The sequence below is a fragment of the Amycolatopsis sp. NPDC034160 genome, from assembly GCF_055575355.1.
The window spans coordinates 73,562-91,939 of sequence record NZ_JBVISU010000007.1; the positions used below are offsets into that span (position 1 = coordinate 73,562).

The 18,378-nt window shown below is 68.8% G+C and carries 14 protein-coding genes; 9 read left to right on the top strand and 5 right to left on the bottom strand.

All coding sequences use genetic code 11. The annotated features are described in order from the left end of the window. The first annotated feature begins 8 nt into the window (after window positions 1-8). The 3 genes from guaB1 to ACZ54P_RS16710 are packed head-to-tail and all read left to right on the top strand — an operon-like array spanning window position 9 to window position 4,128. A complete protein-coding gene (gene guaB1 / locus ACZ54P_RS16700) occupies window positions 9-1,448 on the top strand; it encodes a GMP reductase (RefSeq protein WP_465462413.1) in 1,440 nt (479 codons plus the stop codon). Between the two features lie 32 nt (window positions 1,449-1,480). Further along, the gene (locus ACZ54P_RS16705; RefSeq protein ID WP_465462414.1) at window positions 1,481-2,524 is read left to right on the top strand and encodes a glycosyltransferase family 2 protein; all 1,044 of its coding nucleotides are present in this window, start codon (window positions 1,481-1,483) and stop codon (window positions 2,522-2,524) included. Continuing rightward, window positions 2,521-4,128, top strand: coding sequence for an alkaline phosphatase family protein (locus ACZ54P_RS16710; RefSeq protein ID WP_465462415.1), 1,608 nt, complete (start codon window positions 2,521-2,523; stop codon window positions 4,126-4,128). Before ACZ54P_RS16705 ends, ACZ54P_RS16710 begins: the two co-directional genes overlap by 4 nt. A gap of 52 nt (window positions 4,129-4,180) precedes the next feature. On the opposite strand, the gene ACZ54P_RS16715 is transcribed toward ACZ54P_RS16710, so the two are convergent. Next, window positions 4,181-5,467 (bottom strand): PhoH family protein, encoded by a 1,287-nt coding sequence (locus ACZ54P_RS16715; RefSeq protein WP_465462620.1) that lies wholly within the window; start codon window positions 5,465-5,467, stop codon window positions 4,181-4,183. 706 nt (window positions 5,468-6,173) lie between these two features. Continuing rightward, complete coding sequence (locus ACZ54P_RS16720) at window positions 6,174-6,950, bottom strand: isoprenyl transferase (protein ID WP_037306485.1); 777 nt, start codon at window positions 6,948-6,950, stop codon at window positions 6,174-6,176. Between the two features lie 132 nt (window positions 6,951-7,082). Between ACZ54P_RS16720 and trhA the strand changes: the two genes are divergently transcribed. The 3 genes from trhA (at window position 7,083) to ACZ54P_RS16735 (ending at window position 9,138) form a co-directional block, all read left to right on the top strand. Continuing rightward, a complete protein-coding gene (gene trhA, locus ACZ54P_RS16725) occupies window positions 7,083-7,724 on the top strand; it encodes a PAQR family membrane homeostasis protein TrhA (RefSeq protein WP_465462621.1) in 642 nt (213 codons plus the stop codon). A gap of 181 nt (window positions 7,725-7,905) precedes the next feature. Beyond that, on the top strand, window positions 7,906-8,355 hold the full coding sequence (locus ACZ54P_RS16730) for a TIGR03618 family F420-dependent PPOX class oxidoreductase (protein ID WP_465462416.1): 450 nt from the start codon (window positions 7,906-7,908) through the stop codon (window positions 8,353-8,355). A 36-nt stretch (window positions 8,356-8,391) separates the two neighbouring features. Further along, the gene (locus tag ACZ54P_RS16735; RefSeq protein ID WP_465462417.1) at window positions 8,392-9,138 is read left to right on the top strand and encodes a potassium channel family protein; all 747 of its coding nucleotides are present in this window, start codon (window positions 8,392-8,394) and stop codon (window positions 9,136-9,138) included. Here the strand turns inward: ACZ54P_RS16735 and ACZ54P_RS16740 are convergent. Both ACZ54P_RS16740 and ACZ54P_RS16745 read right to left on the bottom strand, forming a co-directional pair. Beyond that, window positions 9,095-10,981 (bottom strand): acyl-CoA dehydrogenase family protein, encoded by a 1,887-nt coding sequence (locus ACZ54P_RS16740; RefSeq protein WP_465462418.1) that lies wholly within the window; start codon window positions 10,979-10,981, stop codon window positions 9,095-9,097. The two genes, ACZ54P_RS16735 and ACZ54P_RS16740, sit on opposite strands and share 44 nt — an antisense overlap. A gap of 167 nt (window positions 10,982-11,148) precedes the next feature. Next, window positions 11,149-11,709, bottom strand: coding sequence for a hypothetical protein (locus ACZ54P_RS16745; RefSeq protein ID WP_465462622.1), 561 nt, complete (start codon window positions 11,707-11,709; stop codon window positions 11,149-11,151). Between the two features lie 182 nt (window positions 11,710-11,891). Here ACZ54P_RS16745 and ACZ54P_RS16750 point away from each other — a divergent pair, with 182 nt between their 5' ends. Beyond that, window positions 11,892-12,404: a hypothetical protein gene (locus ACZ54P_RS16750; protein ID WP_465462419.1), complete on the top strand. Its 513-nt coding sequence runs from the start codon at window positions 11,892-11,894 to the stop codon at window positions 12,402-12,404. Here ACZ54P_RS16750 and ACZ54P_RS16755 read toward each other — a convergent pair. Then, window positions 12,385-14,403 (bottom strand): thioredoxin domain-containing protein, encoded by a 2,019-nt coding sequence (locus tag ACZ54P_RS16755; RefSeq protein WP_465462420.1) that lies wholly within the window; start codon window positions 14,401-14,403, stop codon window positions 12,385-12,387. The two genes, ACZ54P_RS16750 and ACZ54P_RS16755, sit on opposite strands and share 20 nt — an antisense overlap. A gap of 64 nt (window positions 14,404-14,467) precedes the next feature. On the opposite strand from ACZ54P_RS16755, the gene ACZ54P_RS16760 reads away from it, so the two are divergent. Next, on the top strand, window positions 14,468-15,835 hold the full coding sequence (locus ACZ54P_RS16760; RefSeq protein ID WP_465462421.1) for a 3' terminal RNA ribose 2'-O-methyltransferase Hen1: 1,368 nt from the start codon (window positions 14,468-14,470) through the stop codon (window positions 15,833-15,835). Beyond that, complete coding sequence (locus tag ACZ54P_RS16765; RefSeq protein WP_465462422.1) at window positions 15,832-18,324, top strand: polynucleotide kinase-phosphatase; 2,493 nt, start codon at window positions 15,832-15,834, stop codon at window positions 18,322-18,324. Before ACZ54P_RS16760 ends, ACZ54P_RS16765 begins: the two co-directional genes overlap by 4 nt. Window positions 18,325-18,378: the final 54 nt, after the last annotated feature.

The window sequence follows — 18,378 nt, forward strand, 5'->3', positions numbered from 1 at the left end:
GGGGCCTCGTGCGCTTTCTCGACGGGCATCGGCCCGCTCACGACCTGACCTACGACGACGTGTTCCTCTTGCCGAACCGTTCGGACGTGGAGTCCCGCTTCGACGTCGACCTGTCCACTGTGGACGGCACCGGCGCGACGATCCCGATCGTGGTGGCGAACATGACCGCCGTCGCGGGCCGCCGGATGGCCGAGACGGTCGCCCGGCGCGGCGGCCTCGTCGTGCTCCCGCAGGACGTCGACACCGCCGCCGTCGCCGACATCGTCGCCTGGGTCAAGAGCCGTCACACGGTGTGGGACACCCCGCTCGTACTCGGCCGCGGTGACGCTGTCGCCGACGCGCTCAACCTGGTCGGCAAGCGTGCCCACGGCGCCGTCGTCGTGGTGGACGAGGACGGCAAGCCCGTCGGCGTCGTCGACGAGGCGGCCTGCGCCGGTGTCGACCGCTTCGCGCGGCTGTCCGACGTCGCGGAACCGGCACTCGTCACGGTCCCGCTGGACACCCCGCCGCGTGAGGTGTTCGAGCGCCTGCACGCCCACGGCGGGCGTCTCGCGCTCGGCATCGACGAAAACGGCAGGCTCGCGGGCGTCCTGACCGAGACCGCCGCGCTCCGCGCGGAGATCTACTCCCCGGCCGTCGACGACGGCGGCAACCTGCGTGTCGCCGCCGCGATCGGGGTGAACGGTGACGTCGCGGCGAAGGCCGAAGCGGTCCTCGCGGCGGGCGTCGACGTGCTGGTCGTCGACACCGCGCACGGCCACCAGGAGAAAATGATCTCTGCCCTCAAGGCCGTCCGATCGGTGAACCCGCGGGTCCCCGTCGTCGCCGGGAACGTGGTCACCGCGGAAGGCACCCGTGACCTGATCCACGCGGGCGCGGACGTCGTCAAGGTCGGCGTCGGCCCCGGCGCCATGTGCACCACGCGGATGATGACCGGCGTCGGCCGCCCGCAGTTCTCCGCCGTCGCCGAATGCGCGGCCGCGGCCCGCGAACTGGGCAAACACGTCTGGGCGGACGGCGGCGTGCGGCATCCGCGTGACGTCGCGCTCGCGCTGGCCGCCGGCGCGTCCGCGGCGATGGTCGGCTCCTGGTTCGCCGGCACCCACGAATCCCCCGGCGATCTGCGCTACGACGAGCAGGGCAAGCCGTACAAGGAGTCGTTCGGCATGGCGTCGAAGCGCGCCGTGGGTGCCCGCACGCGGACGGACAACGTCTTCGAGCGCGCGAAGAAGGGGCTGTTCGAAGAGGGCATCTCGGCCTCCCGGATGGCGCTGGACCCGGCTCGCCCCGGCGTCGAGGATCTGCTCGACTCCATCGGCTCCGGTGTCCGGTCGGCCTGCACGTACGCGGGTGCGCGGACGCTGGAGGAGTTCCACGAGCGCGCGTTGCTCGGCATCCAGTCGGCCGCCGGTTTCGCGGAGGGACGGCCGCTGCCCGCGGGCTGGTGATCTCGGGCCCGGATAGCACTATGGTGCACCGGGTGAGGCCCCTCAGACGGATCGTGGCGGCGGCGCTGGACCGCCGCCGCCACGCGGACCATGACGAAATCGCCGGACTCCGGTCCAGGATCGCGGCACAGGCCGAGGAACTGGAGCGCTTGCGCGGGGTGCTGGAGCACCACACCGCCTGGCTCGAAGACCACGGCGGGGCGCTGCGCGACGCCGATGCCCGCACCACCACGGTGGAAGCCCGGCAGCGCGCCCTCGACGAACGGCAGGAAGCGCTCGACGGCTGGCTCGACGGCCACGACACCGCGTTCCACGGTCTCCATATCCGGACAGAGCAGCTCGAAGCGGCCCGCGACGTCCGCACCTTCACCCATTGGCTCGATCAGCACGAACTCGCCGCCACGCCGAAGATCTCGATCGTCCTGCCGACGCACAACCGCGCCGAGCTGGTGCCCCGCGCGATCGCCTCGGTCGAGGCACAGCGTTATCTCAACTGGGAACTGGTGATCGTCGACGACGCCAGCGCGGATTCGACACCCAAGGTGCTCGCCGCCCTCGAAGATCCGCGTATCCGGTCGATCCGCGTGGCGCACGGCGGCGTCTGCGCCGCCCGCAACGCCGGGCTGGCCGAGGTCACCGGCGACGTCGTCGCCTACCTCGACGACGACAACACCATGCATCCGTTGTGGCTCAAGGCCTTGGCCTGGGCGTTCGGCGAGCATCCGGAGATCACCGCGGCCTACGGCGGTTTCGTGATCGACGACATCGGCGGTCTCCCGACCCTGTTCCTGCGTCGGTACGACCGGGAAACGCTGCTGGAGGAGAATCTCGCCGACATCGGCGCTGTCGCGCATCGGGCGGGGCTACAGGAAGCCCGGTTCGACGAGTCCTTGGTCGAGATGGGCGACTGGGACCTGCTCCTGGCGTTGACCGCGGAGCGTGCTCCCCTGGTCGTCCCGGCGATCGCCTGCTACTACTCGACCGCGTCCGAGGACCGGCTTTCCCACGGGCCGACCTACGACGCCGACTTCGCGGCCATCCGCCGCAAGCATTCCGGAACCGAGGACAAGCCGTGACCGAACCCGCCAAGATCCTCGTCGTCGCACTCGACGCCGGTGACCCCGGCACGATCCGTGAACTCGCCGCGGCGGGCGAGGTGCCGACGTTGGCACGCCTGCTCGAAAGCAGCGCGTCGGCGACGACGCACAACCCGTACGGCCTGTTCGTCGGCTCGCTGTGGAGCAGTTTCTTCACCGCCCGCACGGCCGCGCGCACCGGATTCCACTGCTGGGAAGAGGTCGACACCAAGACCTACGAACGGCGGTTGACCAACCCGCTCGAAATCCGGGGCACCCCGTTCTGGGAGACGCTTTCCGAGGCGGGCAAACGCGTCGCCGTCCTCGACGTCCCGCATTCCCGTGCGAACAAGCCGCTCAACGGGGTCATGGTGAGCGAATACGCCTGTCACGACCGGCATTTCGGTTTCCATACCTCGCCGCCGGAACTGGCGAAGGAGATCGAGGCCGACTTCGGGCTGACCCCGATCCTCACCGCCGAACCGGATCTGGTCCGCGACTGGGCGCCGGACGACTACCTGCACCGCGAGGGTCCACATCGGACACCCGACGAGGAGCGTGCGCTGACCCACGGCCTCGTCGCCGGGATCACGCAGAAGACCCGGGTGTCGACCAAGCTCCTCGCCGAAGGCGGCTGGGATCTTTTCCTGTCGGTGTACGGGGAATCCCACAGCATCGGCCATCAGCAGTGGCATCTGCACGATCCCGCGCACCGTGACCACGAAACCGCGCTCGCCGCGGAACTGGATCCGATCCGCTCGGTGTACCGGAGCCTCGACACCGCGATCGGTGAGCACCTCGCCCTGTCCGGACCGGACACCACCGTCTTCGTGCTGCTGAGCCACGGCATGGGCCCGCGGTACGAGGGAAGTCATCTGCTGCACGAAATCCTGCGACTGCTCGACGGGGTGGCGTCGGAAGGGCTGCGCGGCAGCGCCCCGATGACACTGGCCAAACGCGGCTACTCCGCGCTACCCGGTCCGTTGAGGACGGCGCTGGCGTCCGCCGCGATGCCCTTGCTGCGCAAGCGACTGGCCGCGGCACCGCTGCCCGCGGTGCCGAACTGGGCGACCGCCGAACAACGGTCGAAACAGCGTTTCTACCTGTCTCCCAACAACTTCGTCTTCGGCGGAGTGCGGATCAACCTGGCCGGACGCGAACCGCACGGCGTCGTCCGGCCTGGCGCCGAGTACGAGGCCGTCTGCGCGCGACTGACCGAGGACCTGCTTTCGCTGGTGAACGTCGCGAGCGGGAAACCCGTCGTGCGCGAGGTTTCACGGACGAGCGACCATTACGACCGCGAGGCCGACGACACCCTGCCGGATCTGCTGATCGACTGGGCGCGCACCGGTCCGATCGAGACGGTCTGGTCGCCCAAGACCGGCGTCGTCTACGGCCCGACGAACACTGGCGCACCGGCGACCACCGCCCGGACGGGCTGCTGCTCGCCAGTGGCCCCGGTTTCGAACCGGGCGCGAAGCTGCCGGATCTGGACGTCGTCGACCTGGGCGCGACTCTTTCGGCCATGCTCGGCGTCGAACTCACCGACGACGTGGACGGACGGCCGCTCCCCTGGGCGAAACCGGTCACCTGAGCCGCCATGAAAGGTCCTTTCCTTGCAAATTTTGCAAGGAAAGGACCTTTCATGGCACGCGCCTAGCCGTGATCCTCCAGCATCTCGGTCACCAGTGCGGCGATCGGAGACCGCTCGGAACGGGTCAGCGTGACGTGGGCGAACAGCGGATGTCCCTTGAGCTTCTCGATCACCGCGGAAACGCCGTCGTGCCGCCCCACGCGCAGGTTGTCACGCTGCGCGACGTCATGCGTGAGCACGACCCGCGAAGCCGTGCCGAGCCGCGAAAGCACGGTCAGGAGCACGTTGCGCTCCAAGGACTGTGCCTCGTCGACGATGACGAACGTGTCGTGCAGTGACCGGCCTCGGATGTGGGTCAGCGGCAGCACCTCGAGCATGCCGCGGTCGAAGATCTCGTCGAGGACGTCCTGGCTGACCAGCCCGCCGAGGGTGTCGAACACCGCCTGCGCCCACGGCTGCATCTTCTCGCTCTCGGAACCGGGCAGGTAGCCCAGTTCCTGGCCGCCGACCGCGTACACCGGCCGGAACACGACGACCTTGCGGTGCTGGCGGCGTTCCATCACCGATTCCAGCCCCGCGCAGAGCGCGAGCGCCGACTTACCCGTACCGGCGCGTCCGCCCAGCGAGACGATGCCGACGTCGGAGTCCAGCAGGAGATCCAGCGCGACCCGCTGCTCGGCCGAGCGGCCGTGCAGACCGAACGCCTCCTTGTCACCCCGCACGAGCCGGATCCGCTTGTCCGCGGTGACCCGGCCCAGCGCGCTCGAACTGCCCGCCAGCAGCCTCAGCCCGGTGTGACAGGGCAGTTCACCGACCTCGGGCATCCCGAACTCCGCCGGATCCACCGAAGACCCGCTGAACAGCGCGTCGACCAGGGTCTGCGGCACGTCCACGTCCGCCATGCCCGTCCAGCCCGAGGGCGTCACCTCCTGCGCGCGGTACTCATCGGCTTCGAGGCCGACGGCGCCCGCCTTGACGCGCAGGGGGATGTCCTTGGTCACCAGCGTGACCGACGCGCGTTCCGCCGCCAGATTGAGCGCACAGGCGAGGATGCGGTGGTCGTTGGAGTCGGTCCGGAAGCCGACCGGGAGCACCGTGGGGTCCGAGTGGTTCAACTCCACCTGCAAGGTGCCGCCGTGCTCGCCGATCGGAAGCGGCGCGTCGAGCCTGCCGTGCTGACGACGCAGGTCGTCGAGCATGCGAAGCGCTTCGCGCGCGAACCAGCCCAGTTCGGGGTGGTGACGTTTCGCCTCCAGTTCACTGATGACGACCAGCGGGAGCACGACCGCGTGTTCGGCGAAACGAGTCACCGACCAGGGGTCGGAGAGCAGGACCGACGTGTCGAGCACGTAGGTGGCGCGCTGGGATTCGGGCGAGATCGAGGCTTTCTCCGGGCCAGGGGCACCGGTCGAAGAACGGCCAGAGGCCTTGCGGGGTGAACGCTGCGCAGTCACGACGGCATCTCCCTCGTGGGCGTGGCACCACGCCCGCACTCGCTGGGCCGGGCACCTCCCTGGCTAACCGCTCCTTCTGACGCTCGACGCGTCAGTCGGCACGGCCGCGAGGGCCGGGTGCCGGCCCCCTCGTGCATCCACTGGGCGGCTGAGCCGCCCTGTCGACAACCGCCACGACCAGGGCCTCCCGTGAGAGTCCGCATGGGACGCGAACCCTCACTTCCGGAAGGTACCTGCGTCCGGGCGATCGCGCAGGCAGCCACCACGGTGATTCGCCAAACCGTCATCTCACTGTCGGTCGCCTGACACCGACAACCAGTCACCGTCACGGTGAGTAGTGACGATCTCCATTCGGGGACGCTCGTTGACGCGACGCCGCCGGATAGCGGACCGCATTTCGTGACCGAGACAGAGTAAAGCGGGTCTCTTTCGCCTCACACAATCGGCTTGCACCCCGGACCCGACGTTCGGCGACGCCTACAACACCTTCATCGAGGGCGGCGGCGCGCTGGGCCATGGTGCCGCTTCGCTGGTCGCCGGTGCCTACACGGGCATCGCCGCCACCCCGGAGTGCACGCCGGGGTCTTCGTCATGTCAGCGGTCAGGAACCGAAGCGCCGGTGCCGCCACGCGTAATCACGCATCGCGCGGAGAAAATCGACCCGGCGGAACGCGGGCCAATACGCTTCGGTGAACCAGAATTCCGAATGCGCCGATTGCCAGAGCAGAAATCCGGAAAGCCGCTGCTCACCCGAGGTGCGGATAATCAAATCCGGATCCGGCTGGCCGGAGGTGTACATGTGTTCGGAAATATGATCGACGTCCAGTATCTTCGCGAGCTCGCGGATCGAGGTGCCCTCGTCGGCGTGCTGGAGCAGGAGTTTGCGGACCGCGTCGGCGATCTCCTGACGCCCTCCGTAACCGACCGCGACGTTGACCTCCATCCCGGAGCGCCCCTCGGTACGCTCCGCGGCCGCACTGAGGGCCTTCGCGACCTCCGGAGGCAGCAGATCCAGGGCTCCCACGATGCGGAGCCGCCATGGCGTGTGCGGTGCGGCGAGCTCGTCGGTGACGTCGGTGATGATCTTCAGGAGCGGGCTCAGTTCCTCGGCCGCGCGGCCGAGGTTGTCGGTCGAAAGCAGCCACATGGTGACGACCTCGACGTCGGCCTCGTTGCACCAGCTCAGGAAGTCGGCGATCTTCTTGGCGCCGGCGCGATGGCCGTCGGCGACGTCGGTGAAGCCCGCTTCGCGCGCCCAGCGACGATTGCCGTCCAGCATGATGGCGATATGGCGTGGATGGCGCCCCTTCGCCTGCTGGATCAAGCGCCTGCCGTAGGCGCTGTACACGACGTCTGACAAGAAGGACCGAAGACTCACGCCACCGGAGAGTACGCACCCTTCGCGCCTCAGTGGGACGCGCCACGGACACTGGCGAAAAACCTACGGTGACGTAACCTGGTAAGGGTGAGCGTAGAGTCCGAACAGCAGCCGTCCGGCCCCGCGCCCCTGGTGGACACCCGTCCTCGCCTGCGTGGGCACATCCACTTCTGGTCCTTCTTCGTGGCAGTCGCCGGAGCGGTGACTCTGATCAGCCTCGCGGCGACCACTGTGTCGCCTATAGCCGCTTTGTCCACTTCGGTCTATGGACTGACGGTGCTCGGCCTCTTCGGTGTCAGCGCCCTCTACCACCGTCGCTTGTGGAGCCCACGAGCATACGAATGGATGAAGCGCGCCGACCATTCGATGATCTTCCTGTTCATCGCCGGCACCTACACGCCGTTCACCCTTCTGGCGATGTCCCAGCCGACCGGGTACATCGTGCTGGCCATCGTCTGGGGCGGCGCGGTCGGTGGTGTCACCCTGAAGATGCTGTGGCCGAACGCGCCGCGCTGGCTGGGCGTGCCGATCTACATCGCGCTGGGCTGGGTCGCCGTCTTCGTCCTGCCCGAACTGGGCGCGCATGCCGGCGTCGCGGCACTGGTGCTGCTCTGCGTCGGCGGGCTGTTCTACACGCTGGGCGCGGTGTTCTACGCCGTCAAATGGCCGAACCACTTCCCGGAGACGTTCGGTTACCACGAGTTCTTCCACGCTTGCACGGTGCTGGCGGCCGTTTCGCACTATGTCGCGATCTGGCTGGCGATGTACTCCTAGCCGTGGCCTGTTCTCGAGGCTCCCGGTGAGAGGTGGGTCGCGCTGGTCGTGAGTGGCGATTCGGGTTCTAACCCGAATCGCCACTCACGACCAGCGTGACCAGGACGGACACACGCGTGTTCCCTCTGGCACAAGAAAGTGCCTTCTTCCGGCGCCCCGGAACCCCCGCCATGATCGCCACATGACCAAGAACGCCCCACCCCGCTCCCTCGACGAAGCCGCCCTCAGCGAATTCCTCGCCGAGCACACCTTCGGCGCCCTCGCGACCCTCAAGCGCGACGGCCGCCCGCATCTCTCCACCGTCGTCTACGACTGGAATCCCGAAACCCGCGAGGTCCGGATCAGCACGACCGAAGACCGCCTCAAGGTCAAGCAGCTCCGCCACAACCCCACCGCCTCGCTCTATGTCTCCAGCGCCGATCACTGGAAATTCGCGGTGGCGGAAGGAAAAACGGAACTCTCCGAAGTCACCCGGACACCCGGTGACACCGCCGGTCTCGCGTATCTCGCCGCGCAGCGCCAAAAACCCGCTGACGAGGCCGAGTTCCTCGAGACGATCGCGGCCGAACGAAGGCTCTACATCACCCTCAAAACCGACAAACTCTATGGAACGGCCCTCGACATCGCTTAACGTGCACCTGGAAAAGGCCAGGTGAGGAGACGCCCGATGTGGGAAAAGCGGATGGAGTGGCCGCTCAACGCCGCCGCCGTACTGTTCCTGGCCGCCTACGCGTGGCCGATCCTCCAACCCTCGGTCGGGGACACCGGCCGGCTCTGGTTCGAGGTCGTCACCTGGCTCGCCTGGGCGGTGTTCGCCCTGGACTACGGTGTCCGCCTGAAGCACGCCGGCGACAAACGGGCGTTCCTGAAGAACAACATCTTCGACCTGCTGATCATCGTGCTCCCGCTGATCCGGCAGTTGCGCCTGCTCCGGCTGGTCACGGTGCTCAACGTCCTCAACCGCAACGCCGGTCTGTCGTTGCGCGGCCGGGTCGTGGTCTACACGGTGGGCGCGACGGCGCTCATCGTGTTCTGTTCGGCGCTCGCCGTGCTCGACGCCGAGCGCGCCACGCCGGACGCGCCGATCACCGACTTCCCCGACGCGGTGTGGTGGTCGATCACGACCATCACCACGGTCGGCTACGGCGACCGTTATCCCATCAGCGGCACCGGCCGTGTGGTCGCGGTCGGGCTGATGCTGGCCGGGATCGCCCTGCTCGGTGTGGTCACCGCGACGCTGGCGTCGTGGCTGATCCGCCGGGTGACCGAGGCCGACGAGAGCGCGCAGGCCGTCACCCGCGAGCATCTCGACGAGTTGACCCGCGAAGTGAAGGCGTTGCGGGCCGAACTCGCCGAGCAGCGGGCGGGACTCAATCCCGCAGCATCGGAGCCGCTAGGTACTGCTCGGGGATAGCGAAGGCGTCCACGAGTGTCCGCGCGTGCGGGCGCAGTTCGACGCACAGCGCGTTCACCGCGGCGGTGACGGCCTTCGAGCGCCCGGAGGTCAGGCGGCCGTGTTCGAGGAACCAGCCACGGTCGGCCTCGATGTTCGCCAGCGCGTAGAGGTCGCAAACCCGTTCCAGCAGCTCGCGGGCCTCCGCGTCGGCGCATCGCTCGATGGCGTCGACGAACGCTTCCAAGACCACTCGATCGACGTGTACGCGCCCGGCGCGCAGGACGTGATCTTGAGCGTCGTTGAAGACACCGAAGGGGTCCGAAGCAGCCTTACGCAGCCTCTGTGCGACGCCGCCGAGCACGTGCTCTTCGCGGTCTTCGAACAGCTTCAGGTGCCACTCGCGCGAGTACAGCACGTCGCTGTCGTCGGCTTCGGTGAGCCGCTCGACGACCTTCCGCGCGGACGTCCGTTCGATCACGGCCTCGACGAACTGCTCGGCCACGAATCTCGCGGTCGCGAGCGGGCTCAAGTCCTCGAACTGGTCCTTGTAGCTGGTCAGCAGGCCTTTCGCGACCAGCTGCAGCAGCACGGTGTTGTCACCCTCGAAGGTGGTGAAGACGTCCGTGTCTGCCTTCAGCCCCGCGAGCAGGTTCTCCGACAGGTAGCCGGAGCCGCCGCACGCCTCGCGCGCTGCCTGGATGGTGGCCGTCGCGTGCCAGGTCGAGACGGCCTTGATGCCGGCCGCACGCGATTCCAGCTCCCGCTGTTCCTCCTCCGGCGCGTCTTCGGTGATGTCGTGCAGCTTCGACACGAGCGCTTCCTGCGCGAAGTGCAGCGCGTACGACGTCGCCAGCGCGGGCAGCAGTTTCCGCTGGTGGGCGCGGTAGTCGAGGATCACGACCTCCTCGCCTTCCGGCCGCGCGAACTGCCGCCGCTGTTCGCCGTATCGGACGGCCAGCGTCAACGCGCGTTTCGTGGCGCTGCCGGCGCTGCCCGCGACGCTGACCCGGCCGCGGATGAGCGTGCCGAGCATGGTGAAGAACCGGCGGCCGTCGCTTTCGATCGGGCTCGTGTACGTACCGTCCTCGGCGACGTCACCGAATCGGTTGAGCAGCGCCTCGCGCGGAACCCTCACCTGGTCGAAGGTGAGCCGTCCGTTGTCGACGCCGTTGAGCCCGGCTTTGCGCCCGCAGTCCTCGATCTCGACACCCCGCGCATTCTCGCCACGGATCGGCACCAGGAACGCGTGGACACCGCGTGCCTCAGCACCGGTGATCAGCTGCGCGAACACCACCGCGAGTTCGCCGTCGCGGGCGGCGTTGCCGATGTACTCCTTCGTCGCGCCGCGATCCGGCGTGTGCACGACGAATTCGCGGGTGGCCGGATCGTAGGTCGCGGTGGTGCGCAGGTGCTGGACGTCCGAGCCGTGACCGTGCTCGGTCATCGCGAAGCAGCCCAGCACCTCCAGGTCCTTGATCTTGCGCAGGTAACGCTCGTGATGACGTTCGGTGCCGAGCAACTGCACCGCGCCGCCGAACAGGCCCCATTGGACCCCGGCCTTGACCATCAGCGAGAGGTCGCCGAAGCCCAGCATCTCGAACGACATCACCGAGCCGCCGACGTCGCCGCCACCGCCGTACGCCGGGTCGAAACCGAGTCCCGGCCGGTCGGTGCGGGCGAGCAGGCGCAGCCATTCGAGGACCTGGGCGCGATGCGCTTCGACGTCGAGGTCGACGGGGTCCTTGAAGTCCTCCGCCGCCATCTGCGCCCGCACCGCGCGGCGGAGTTCCGCCCACCGTCCATCGAGGACGGTGGTCAGCGCGTCCGGGTCGATCTTCGCGGGAAGTCCTGGTGTGTCCACGATTCCTCCGATGCGGTGCGGTCTGCGTTCAGCCTGCCGCACCACATCGGGGGCCGCAGCACGAATCAGACCGGTGTCCCGTCAAACGTGGTGTTCCGAACGTCGAACGCGGTCCTCGCCCTGTTCCGCGACGGCGGAATCGGTGACGGCAAAGCGAATCCCCGGCCTCAGGAAAGGTCCGGTCCCTGTGAGCGGAGATCGTCGACCTTCGTCATCGCCTCCCGGAGTTCGGCGAGCCAGGCGTCCGCGTGCTCCCCGACCAGCCGGACCGCCCAGGCCAGTGCCTCCGATCGCGACCGCGCGACGCCGGCGTCGACGAGGGTGTCGAGTACCAGGCGTTCGGGCTGCCGCAGCCTGGTCATCACCGGCGCCGAATGCGTGGTGAACAGGTGCCTCGTGCCGCCGAGGCTCGCACCCCAGGCGACCTTGCGCTGATACCGGTGCTCCGCCTGGCGCGCGATCTCGATGCGCTCGTCGCGGGTCTCTTCACGGAACCGGCTGATCCGGCCGTCCTCGGCCGCCGCACGGGCGGCGTCGTCGGCGTATTCGCCGGTGAGGGGCTGGAGTTCGCCGACGATGACGATCTCCTCGCGGTCCACCGTGATCTCGGGGTCACCGACGAACCAGCCGTCGGGAAGCCGCCCGCCGAACCACGCGGCCGCGTCGTCCGCCGACGGGATCTCCGCCTGCTGCCAACCGCCCCGGCCTTTCCATCCACCGCGTCCCATAGGTCTCGCCGTCCTGAAGTAGGTGTGCATGCTCGCCTCCGCGATTACATGATTACAACGCTACCGACGCTACGCCCGCAATCACCGAAGTACATGCGTGTTCTCCCCCGGCGAAACCCGAGGCAACCTGATGACGTGCGCGGACGTATCCCCACCAGCAGTTGACGGAAAAGGGGAACCTCATGCTGAAGAAGGTCATGATCGGCGCGCTCATCGCCGGAGCGGCCCAGCTCGCCGTGATCGCGCCGGCGGCGGCGACGGAGACCAAGGACGTGTCCTGGGGCTTGGGTCCGACCGAAATCGAACCCGGCGGGCAGATCTACGCCGAGACGAAGGCCGCGATGGGCGGTTGCTCACCGGCGACCCCGGTGACCTCACCGGGGTTCGCGGCGCCGCTTCAGTGGACGATGGGCGGCAACTGGGGGAAGGCCGCAGGCTACGGCAAGGTCGGCAAGACGCCGGGCAAGTACACGGCGACGTTCACCTGCTCGGACGGCAGGAAGACCTCCCGCACTTTCACCATCATCGGGACGCCGCCGACCGCCACTCCGAAGCCGCCGACGTCCTCGAAGCCGCCGAAGCCGTCGAAGGCCACGACGGCCAAGCCGAAGCCGAAGCCGCAGGTCGCGGTGAAGCCGGTCGGGGCTCCGCAGACCGGCGGTGGCGCCTTCGGCCCTATGGGGTGGGAGTGGTGAGCTGAGACCGCAGTTCCTCGGCCGTCGTGACCGGGCGCTCGCACACGTACCCACGGCATACGTACGCGGCGGCGGCACCCTCCACCAGCGGGCGATCGGCCAGCAGCGGTACGCCCTCGGCGTCCGGCACCCCGCTCACCACGACGGCCCCGTCCGGCAAGGACGAGACGGCCGCGGCCAGCAGGTCCGCGCGCGAAGCGGCATCCGGTCCGACCACGGCCACCTGGACCGGCCCGGATGCCGCCGCTTCGGCGACGGAGAGCCAGTGCCCGGCGAACCGCGGCGCGTGGGCGGCGAGGCGTCCCGCACGGGCCAGTGCCCGCTCGGCCGCCTCGCGGTACCGGCCGACCTGATCGTGCCCGGCCAAGACGGAAGCGGTCAGCAGCGCGCTCGCCAGTGCCGAAGCCCCCGACGGGCTCGCGTTGTCGGCCGGGTCGGAAGGCCGCTGCACGAGGACTTCCGCGTCGTCGGCCGTGTCGTAGTAGGCCCCTGGCGAGTCCGGAATGCCGAAATGCGCCAGGGCGAGGTCCAGCAACGTGATCGCGTCGGCCAGCCAGCGCGGCTCTCCGGTCGCCTGGTGGAGTTCGAGCAGTCCTTCGGCGAGGCAGGAGTAGTCCTCCAGCACCCCGGCGGTCGTGCCGACGACTCCGTCGCGCGAGGTCCGGCGCAGCCGCCCGTCCACGAAATGGATGTCCATCAGGAAAGCCGCCGCGCGGGCGGCCGCTTCGATCCACTGTGGACGATCAAACCGGGCGCCTGCCTTGGCGAGCGCGCCGATCGCGAGCCCGTTCCAGGCGGCGATGACCTTGTCGTCACGGGCGGGCTGAGGACGTTCGTCGCGCGCGGCCAGCAAGGTCCGGCGGACCCGCTCGTAGCGTTCCGCGTCTTCGGGGTGCGGCTCACGCAGCCGCAACGTCGACGCACCGTGCTCGAAGTTGCCGCGCTCGGTCACCTGGAACAGGTCGGCCGCCCGAGCACCGTCTTCCTCGCCGAGCACCTCGGCGAGCTGCGCGGGAGTCCAGACGTAAGTGAGCCCCTCGACGCCGTTCGTGTCGGCGTCGAGCGACGCGGCGAACCCGCCTTCCGCCGTGCCCAGGTCCCGAAGCAGGAACTCCGCGGTCTCCTCGACCGTCCGGCGCGCGTACTCCAGTCCGGTCCGGCCATGGAACTGAGCGTAGAAGCGCAGGAGCAACCCGTTGTCGTACAACATTTTCTCGAAGTGCGGCACTTCCCAGCCCGCGTCGACCGAATAGCGCGCGAACCCGCCGGCGAGCTGGTCGTTGAGCCCGCCCAGCGCCATCGCTTCGGCCGTGTGCTCGACCATCGAAAGATCGGAGCCGGTGCGTTCATGGTGGCGGAGCAGGAAGGTCAGCGTCATCGTCGGCGGGAACTTCGGCGCGCCACCGAAACCACCGTGCTCGGCGTCGTAGTCCCCGCGCAGCGAGGAGACCGCGGCGTCCAGCGCGTCACCGTCCACAACGGACTCCGGTAGCGGACCGGTCTTCTCCGTGAGGTGGGCGATGATCTGCCGGGCACCGGAACGCAGCTCCTCCGGGCGCTCGGCCCAGGCTTCGGAGACCGCGACGAGCAACTGCGAGAACGACGGCATTCCCGGCCGCGGCGACGGCGGGTAGTAAGTGCCGCAGTGGAACGGTTCGCCCTCCGGGGTCAGGAAACACGTCATCGGCCACCCGCCCTGGCCGGTCATCGCCTGGGTGGCGGTCATGTACACCGCGTCGATGTCCGGGCGTTCTTCCCGGTCCACCTTGATGTTGACGAAGTTCGCGTTCATCAGTGTCGCGGTGGCCTCGTCCTCGAAGGATTCGTGCGCCATGACATGGCACCAGTGGCAGGCCGCGTAGCCGACCGAAAGCAGGATCGGCACGTTCCGCCGTTTCGCCTCGGCCAGCGCCTCTTCACCCCAGGGCCACCAGTCCACCGGGTTGTCGGCGTGCTGCAGCAGGTACGGACTGGTCGCGGCCTTCAGGCGGTTCGACATGTCACCAGGGTCGCACGCGGAAAAGCGGGCGCGCTCAGGCGGCCGTCTGCGCGACACTCATCCGGTGCTCCTGACCATGACGACCACCCGCGCGCCCGCCACCGACCTGGGCTTTCTCCTGCACAAGCATCCGGAGAAGGCGCAGTCGTTCACGCTTTCGGCCGGGATGGCGCACGTCTTCTACCCGGAGGCGTCGGGTGACCGCTGCACGGTCGCGCTGCTGGTCGAGATCGATCCGATCGACCTCGTGCGTGGCGGCGGGACGTCGTTGACCCAATACGTCAACGACCGGCCGTACGCGGGCGGCTCGTACCTGGCGGTGGCGCTGCGGGCGGTCTTCACCACGGCGCTCGCCGGCCGGTGCGCGAACCGGCCGGAGCTGGTCGGCGAGGCGTTTCCGCTGGAGATCCGGGTGCCGTCGCTGACCGCGCGCGGTGGCGCCGAGGTCGTCCACAAGCTTTTTGAACCGCTCGGCTGGAAGGTCGAGACGAAGGCCATCCCGCTCGATCCCGAATTCCCGCAGTGGGGCGATTCACGTTACGTCGACCTTCGGCTGACCGGGACGCAGCGAGTCGTCGACGCGTTGCGGCACCTGTACGTCCTGCTGCCCGCACTCGACGGCGACAAGCATTACTGGGTCGGCCAGGACGAGGCCGACAAGTTGCTGCGCGCCGGCGAAGGCTGGCTCGCCGGGCACCCGGAACGTGAGCTGATCACCAACCGGTACCTCGAACGGCGGCGCCCGATCGTCTCGTACGCGCTCGATCGCCTTGTCGAAGACGACGACGTTCCCGCCGAGGCCGAAGCGCTGGTCACCGAGCTGCCGGACCGGCCCGAACCACTGGCCGTCCAGCGGCACGGGAGCGTGCTCGCGGCGCTCCGGGCGGCGGGCGCGCGGCGGGTGCTCGACCTCGGCTGCGGAGGTGGCGCGCTGCTGCGCGTACTCCAGAAGGACCCGTCGTTCACGGAGATCGTCGGCGTCGACGTGTCGGCGAGCGCGCTGGACATCGCCGAAAAACGGCTGAAAGACAAGTCGCGGGTCACGCTGCGGCAATCCGCGCTGACCTACGCCGATCCTTCGCTGGCCGGATACGACGCGGCGGTGCTGATGGAGGTGATCGAGCACGTCGACGAAGAGCGCCTGCCCGCGCTGGAGCACGCCGTGTTCGGCGTGGCCGCGCCTCGGACCGTGCTCGTCACCACGCCGAACGCCGAGTACAACCGGCACTTCGAATTCCTCGAAGAGGGCCGGTTCCGCCATGCCGACCACCGTTTCGAATGGACACGCGAACAGTTCCGTTCGTGGGCCGGAAGTGTCGCGGCGCGGCACGGCTACGACGTCCGTCACCTTCCGGTGGGACCCGAGTCCCAAGCATCAGGACCGCCGACCCAAATGGCGGTCTTCACGTCTCGAAAGGAGGCCGTGGCATGAAGCTGACCATTCCCGACATGTCCCTCGTCGTGCTCGTCGGGGCCTCCGGCTCCGGCAAGTCGACCTTCGCGCGGACGCATTTCGCGCCGACGCAGGTGCTCTCCAGCGACTACTTCCGCGGCCTGGTGGCCGACGACGAGAACGACCAAAGCGCGTCGGCCGCCGCTTTCGACGTGCTCCACTACGTCGCGGCGAAGCGGCTCGCAGCGGGCCGGGTCACCGTGATCGACGCGACAAACGTCCAGCGCGCGTCGCGGGCGAGCCTGCTGAAGCTGGCGAAGGAGTACGACGTCCTGCCGACGGCGATCGTGCTGGACCTGCCGACGAAGGTCTGCCAGGAACGCAACGAGTCCCGGCCGGACCGCGCCTTCGGCGAGCACGTCATCCGCCGCCAGCGCGGCGAACTGCATCGGTCGCTGAAGTCGTTGGAACGTGAGGGTTTCCGCCGTGTCCACGTGTTGCGGAGCGAAGCCGAAGTCGCCGAGGCGGAGATCGTCGTCGAGCCGCTGCGCAACGACCGCCGCGAGCTGACCGGGCCGTTCGACGTCATCGGTGACGTCCACGGCTGCCGCGAGGAACTGGAGGAACTGCTCACCGAGCTGGGTTACGTCGACGGCGTGCATCCCGAAGGCCGCACCGCGGTCTTCGTCGGCGACCTCGTCGACCGCGGCCCCGATACGCCGGGGGTGCTGCGTCGCGTGATGGCGATGGCCGAGGCGGGCAGCGCCCTGGTCGTCTGCGGGAACCACGAACAGAAACTGGTCCGCGCGCTGAACGGGCGCAAGGTCCAGGCGACGCACGGGCTCGCGGAGTCACTGGAGCAGCTTTCCGCGCAGGACGGGGGTTTCCGCGCGAAGGCGCACGCCTTCTGCGAAGGGCTCATCGCGCACTACGTCCTCGACGGCGGCAAGCTCGTCGTCGCGCACGCCGGGCTGCCCGAGAAGTACCACGGGCGCGCGTCCGGCCGGGTGCGGAGCACCGCTCTCTACGGGGACACCACCGGCGAGACCGACGAATACGGCTTGCCGGTGCGGCTGCCGTGGGCCCGTGACTACCGCGGTACCGCGATGGTCCTCTATGGACACACGCCGACGCTGGAACCGGAATGGGTCAACAAGACCATGTGTCTCGACACGGGCTGTGTCTTCGGCGGGAAGCTGACCGCTTTGCGTTACCCGGAGCGGGAAGTCGTCTCCGTCAAGGCGAAGCAGGTCTGGTACGAACCGGCGCGTCCGCTCCAACCGGAGCGGCCGCTGGGCGGGCGTGAACCCGCGGTGCTGGAATTGGGCGACGTCACCGGGAAACGGATCATCCAGACCCACCACCACGGCCGGGTGGGGGTTTCCGCCGAACAATCGGCGGCGGCACTCGAAGTGATGAGCCGGTTCGCCGTCGACCCGCGCTGGCTGCCGTACCTGCCGCCGACCATGGCGCCGTGTTCGACGTCCACTTCGGACGACTATCTCGAACACCCCGAGGAGGCTTTCGCGGAGTTCCGCGCGGCAGGTGTGCAATCCGTTGTCTGCGAAGAGAAGCACATGGGCTCACGCGCGGTCGTGCTCGTCTGCCGTGACGAGGACGTGGCTCCCGCCCGATTCGGGATCCAGGGTTCCGGCGCGGTGTACACGCGCACCGGGCGGCCGTTCTTCACGCCCGAGCAGAACGCACGGCTGCTCAGCGGTGTGCGCGAAGCGGCGTCGGAGCTGTTCGAGGAACTGGACACCGGCTGGCTGCTGCTCGACGCGGAGTTGCTGCCGTGGAGCGCGAAGGCAGGTTCACTGATCTCGAGCCAGTACGCGGCTGTCGGCGCGGCGGCTCAGGCCGTGCTGCCCGCCGCGGTCGCTTCGTTGGACGCCGCCGCCGGTCGCGGGGTCGACGTGTCGGAGCTCCTGACGCGGACGCGGCTCCGAGAGTCCACTGTGGACGCGTACCGACGGGCCTACCGGCGTTACTGCTGGCCGACCGACGGCCTCGACGGCGTCCGGCTCGCGCCGTTCCAGGTACTGGCGTCGGAGGGCCGCTCGTACCACGACCGCCCGCACGAGTGGCACCTCTCGCTGCTGGAGCGGCTCACCGGCGACCTGTTCACGCGCACGCGGACCTTGGCCGTCGACACCACCGACCCGGCCTCGGTGGCGCGCGGCGTCGAATGGTGGCTGGAGCTGACCGGCGCGGGCGGCGAAGGCATGGTCGTCAAACCGGCGGCGAACCTGACCCGCGGCACGCGAGGGCTGGTGCAGCCGGGGGTGAAGGTGCGCGGGCGGGAGTACCTGCGGATCATCTACGGGCCCGACTACACGTTGCCGGAGAACCTCGAACGGCTCCGCAAGCGCGGGTTGAACCGGAAACGGGCGCTGGCGCTGCGCGAGTACACGCTGGGACTGGAGGCGCTGGAGCGGCTGGCGCGCGGGGAACCGCTGTGGCGAGTGCACGAGTGCGTGTTCGCCGTGCTGGCGTTGGAGTCGGATCCGGTCGATCCGCGCCTCTGACCCGCTTTACAAGAGATGTCGTGAGGGGTCCCCATAGGACGAAAATTGTCCTAT

What these genes read in the sequence shown, in the direction of transcription:
- ACZ54P_RS16730 (WP_465462416.1), top strand. Translation starts at nt 7,906, where the DNA reads ATGACCAAGAACGCCCCACCCCGCTCCCTCGACGAAGCCGCCCTCAGC.
- ACZ54P_RS16735 (WP_465462417.1), top strand. Translation starts at nt 8,392, where the DNA reads ATGTGGGAAAAGCGGATGGAGTGGCCGCTCAACGCCGCCGCCGTACTG.
- ACZ54P_RS16745 (WP_465462622.1), bottom strand. Translation starts at nt 11,709, where the DNA reads ATGGGACGCGGTGGATGGAAAGGCCGGGGCGGTTGGCAGCAGGCGGAG.
- ACZ54P_RS16750 (WP_465462419.1), top strand. Translation starts at nt 11,892, where the DNA reads ATGCTGAAGAAGGTCATGATCGGCGCGCTCATCGCCGGAGCGGCCCAG.
- ACZ54P_RS16755 (WP_465462420.1), bottom strand. Translation starts at nt 14,403, where the DNA reads ATGTCGAACCGCCTGAAGGCCGCGACCAGTCCGTACCTGCTGCAGCAC.
- ACZ54P_RS16765 (WP_465462422.1), top strand. Translation starts at nt 15,832, where the DNA reads ATGAAGCTGACCATTCCCGACATGTCCCTCGTCGTGCTCGTCGGGGCC.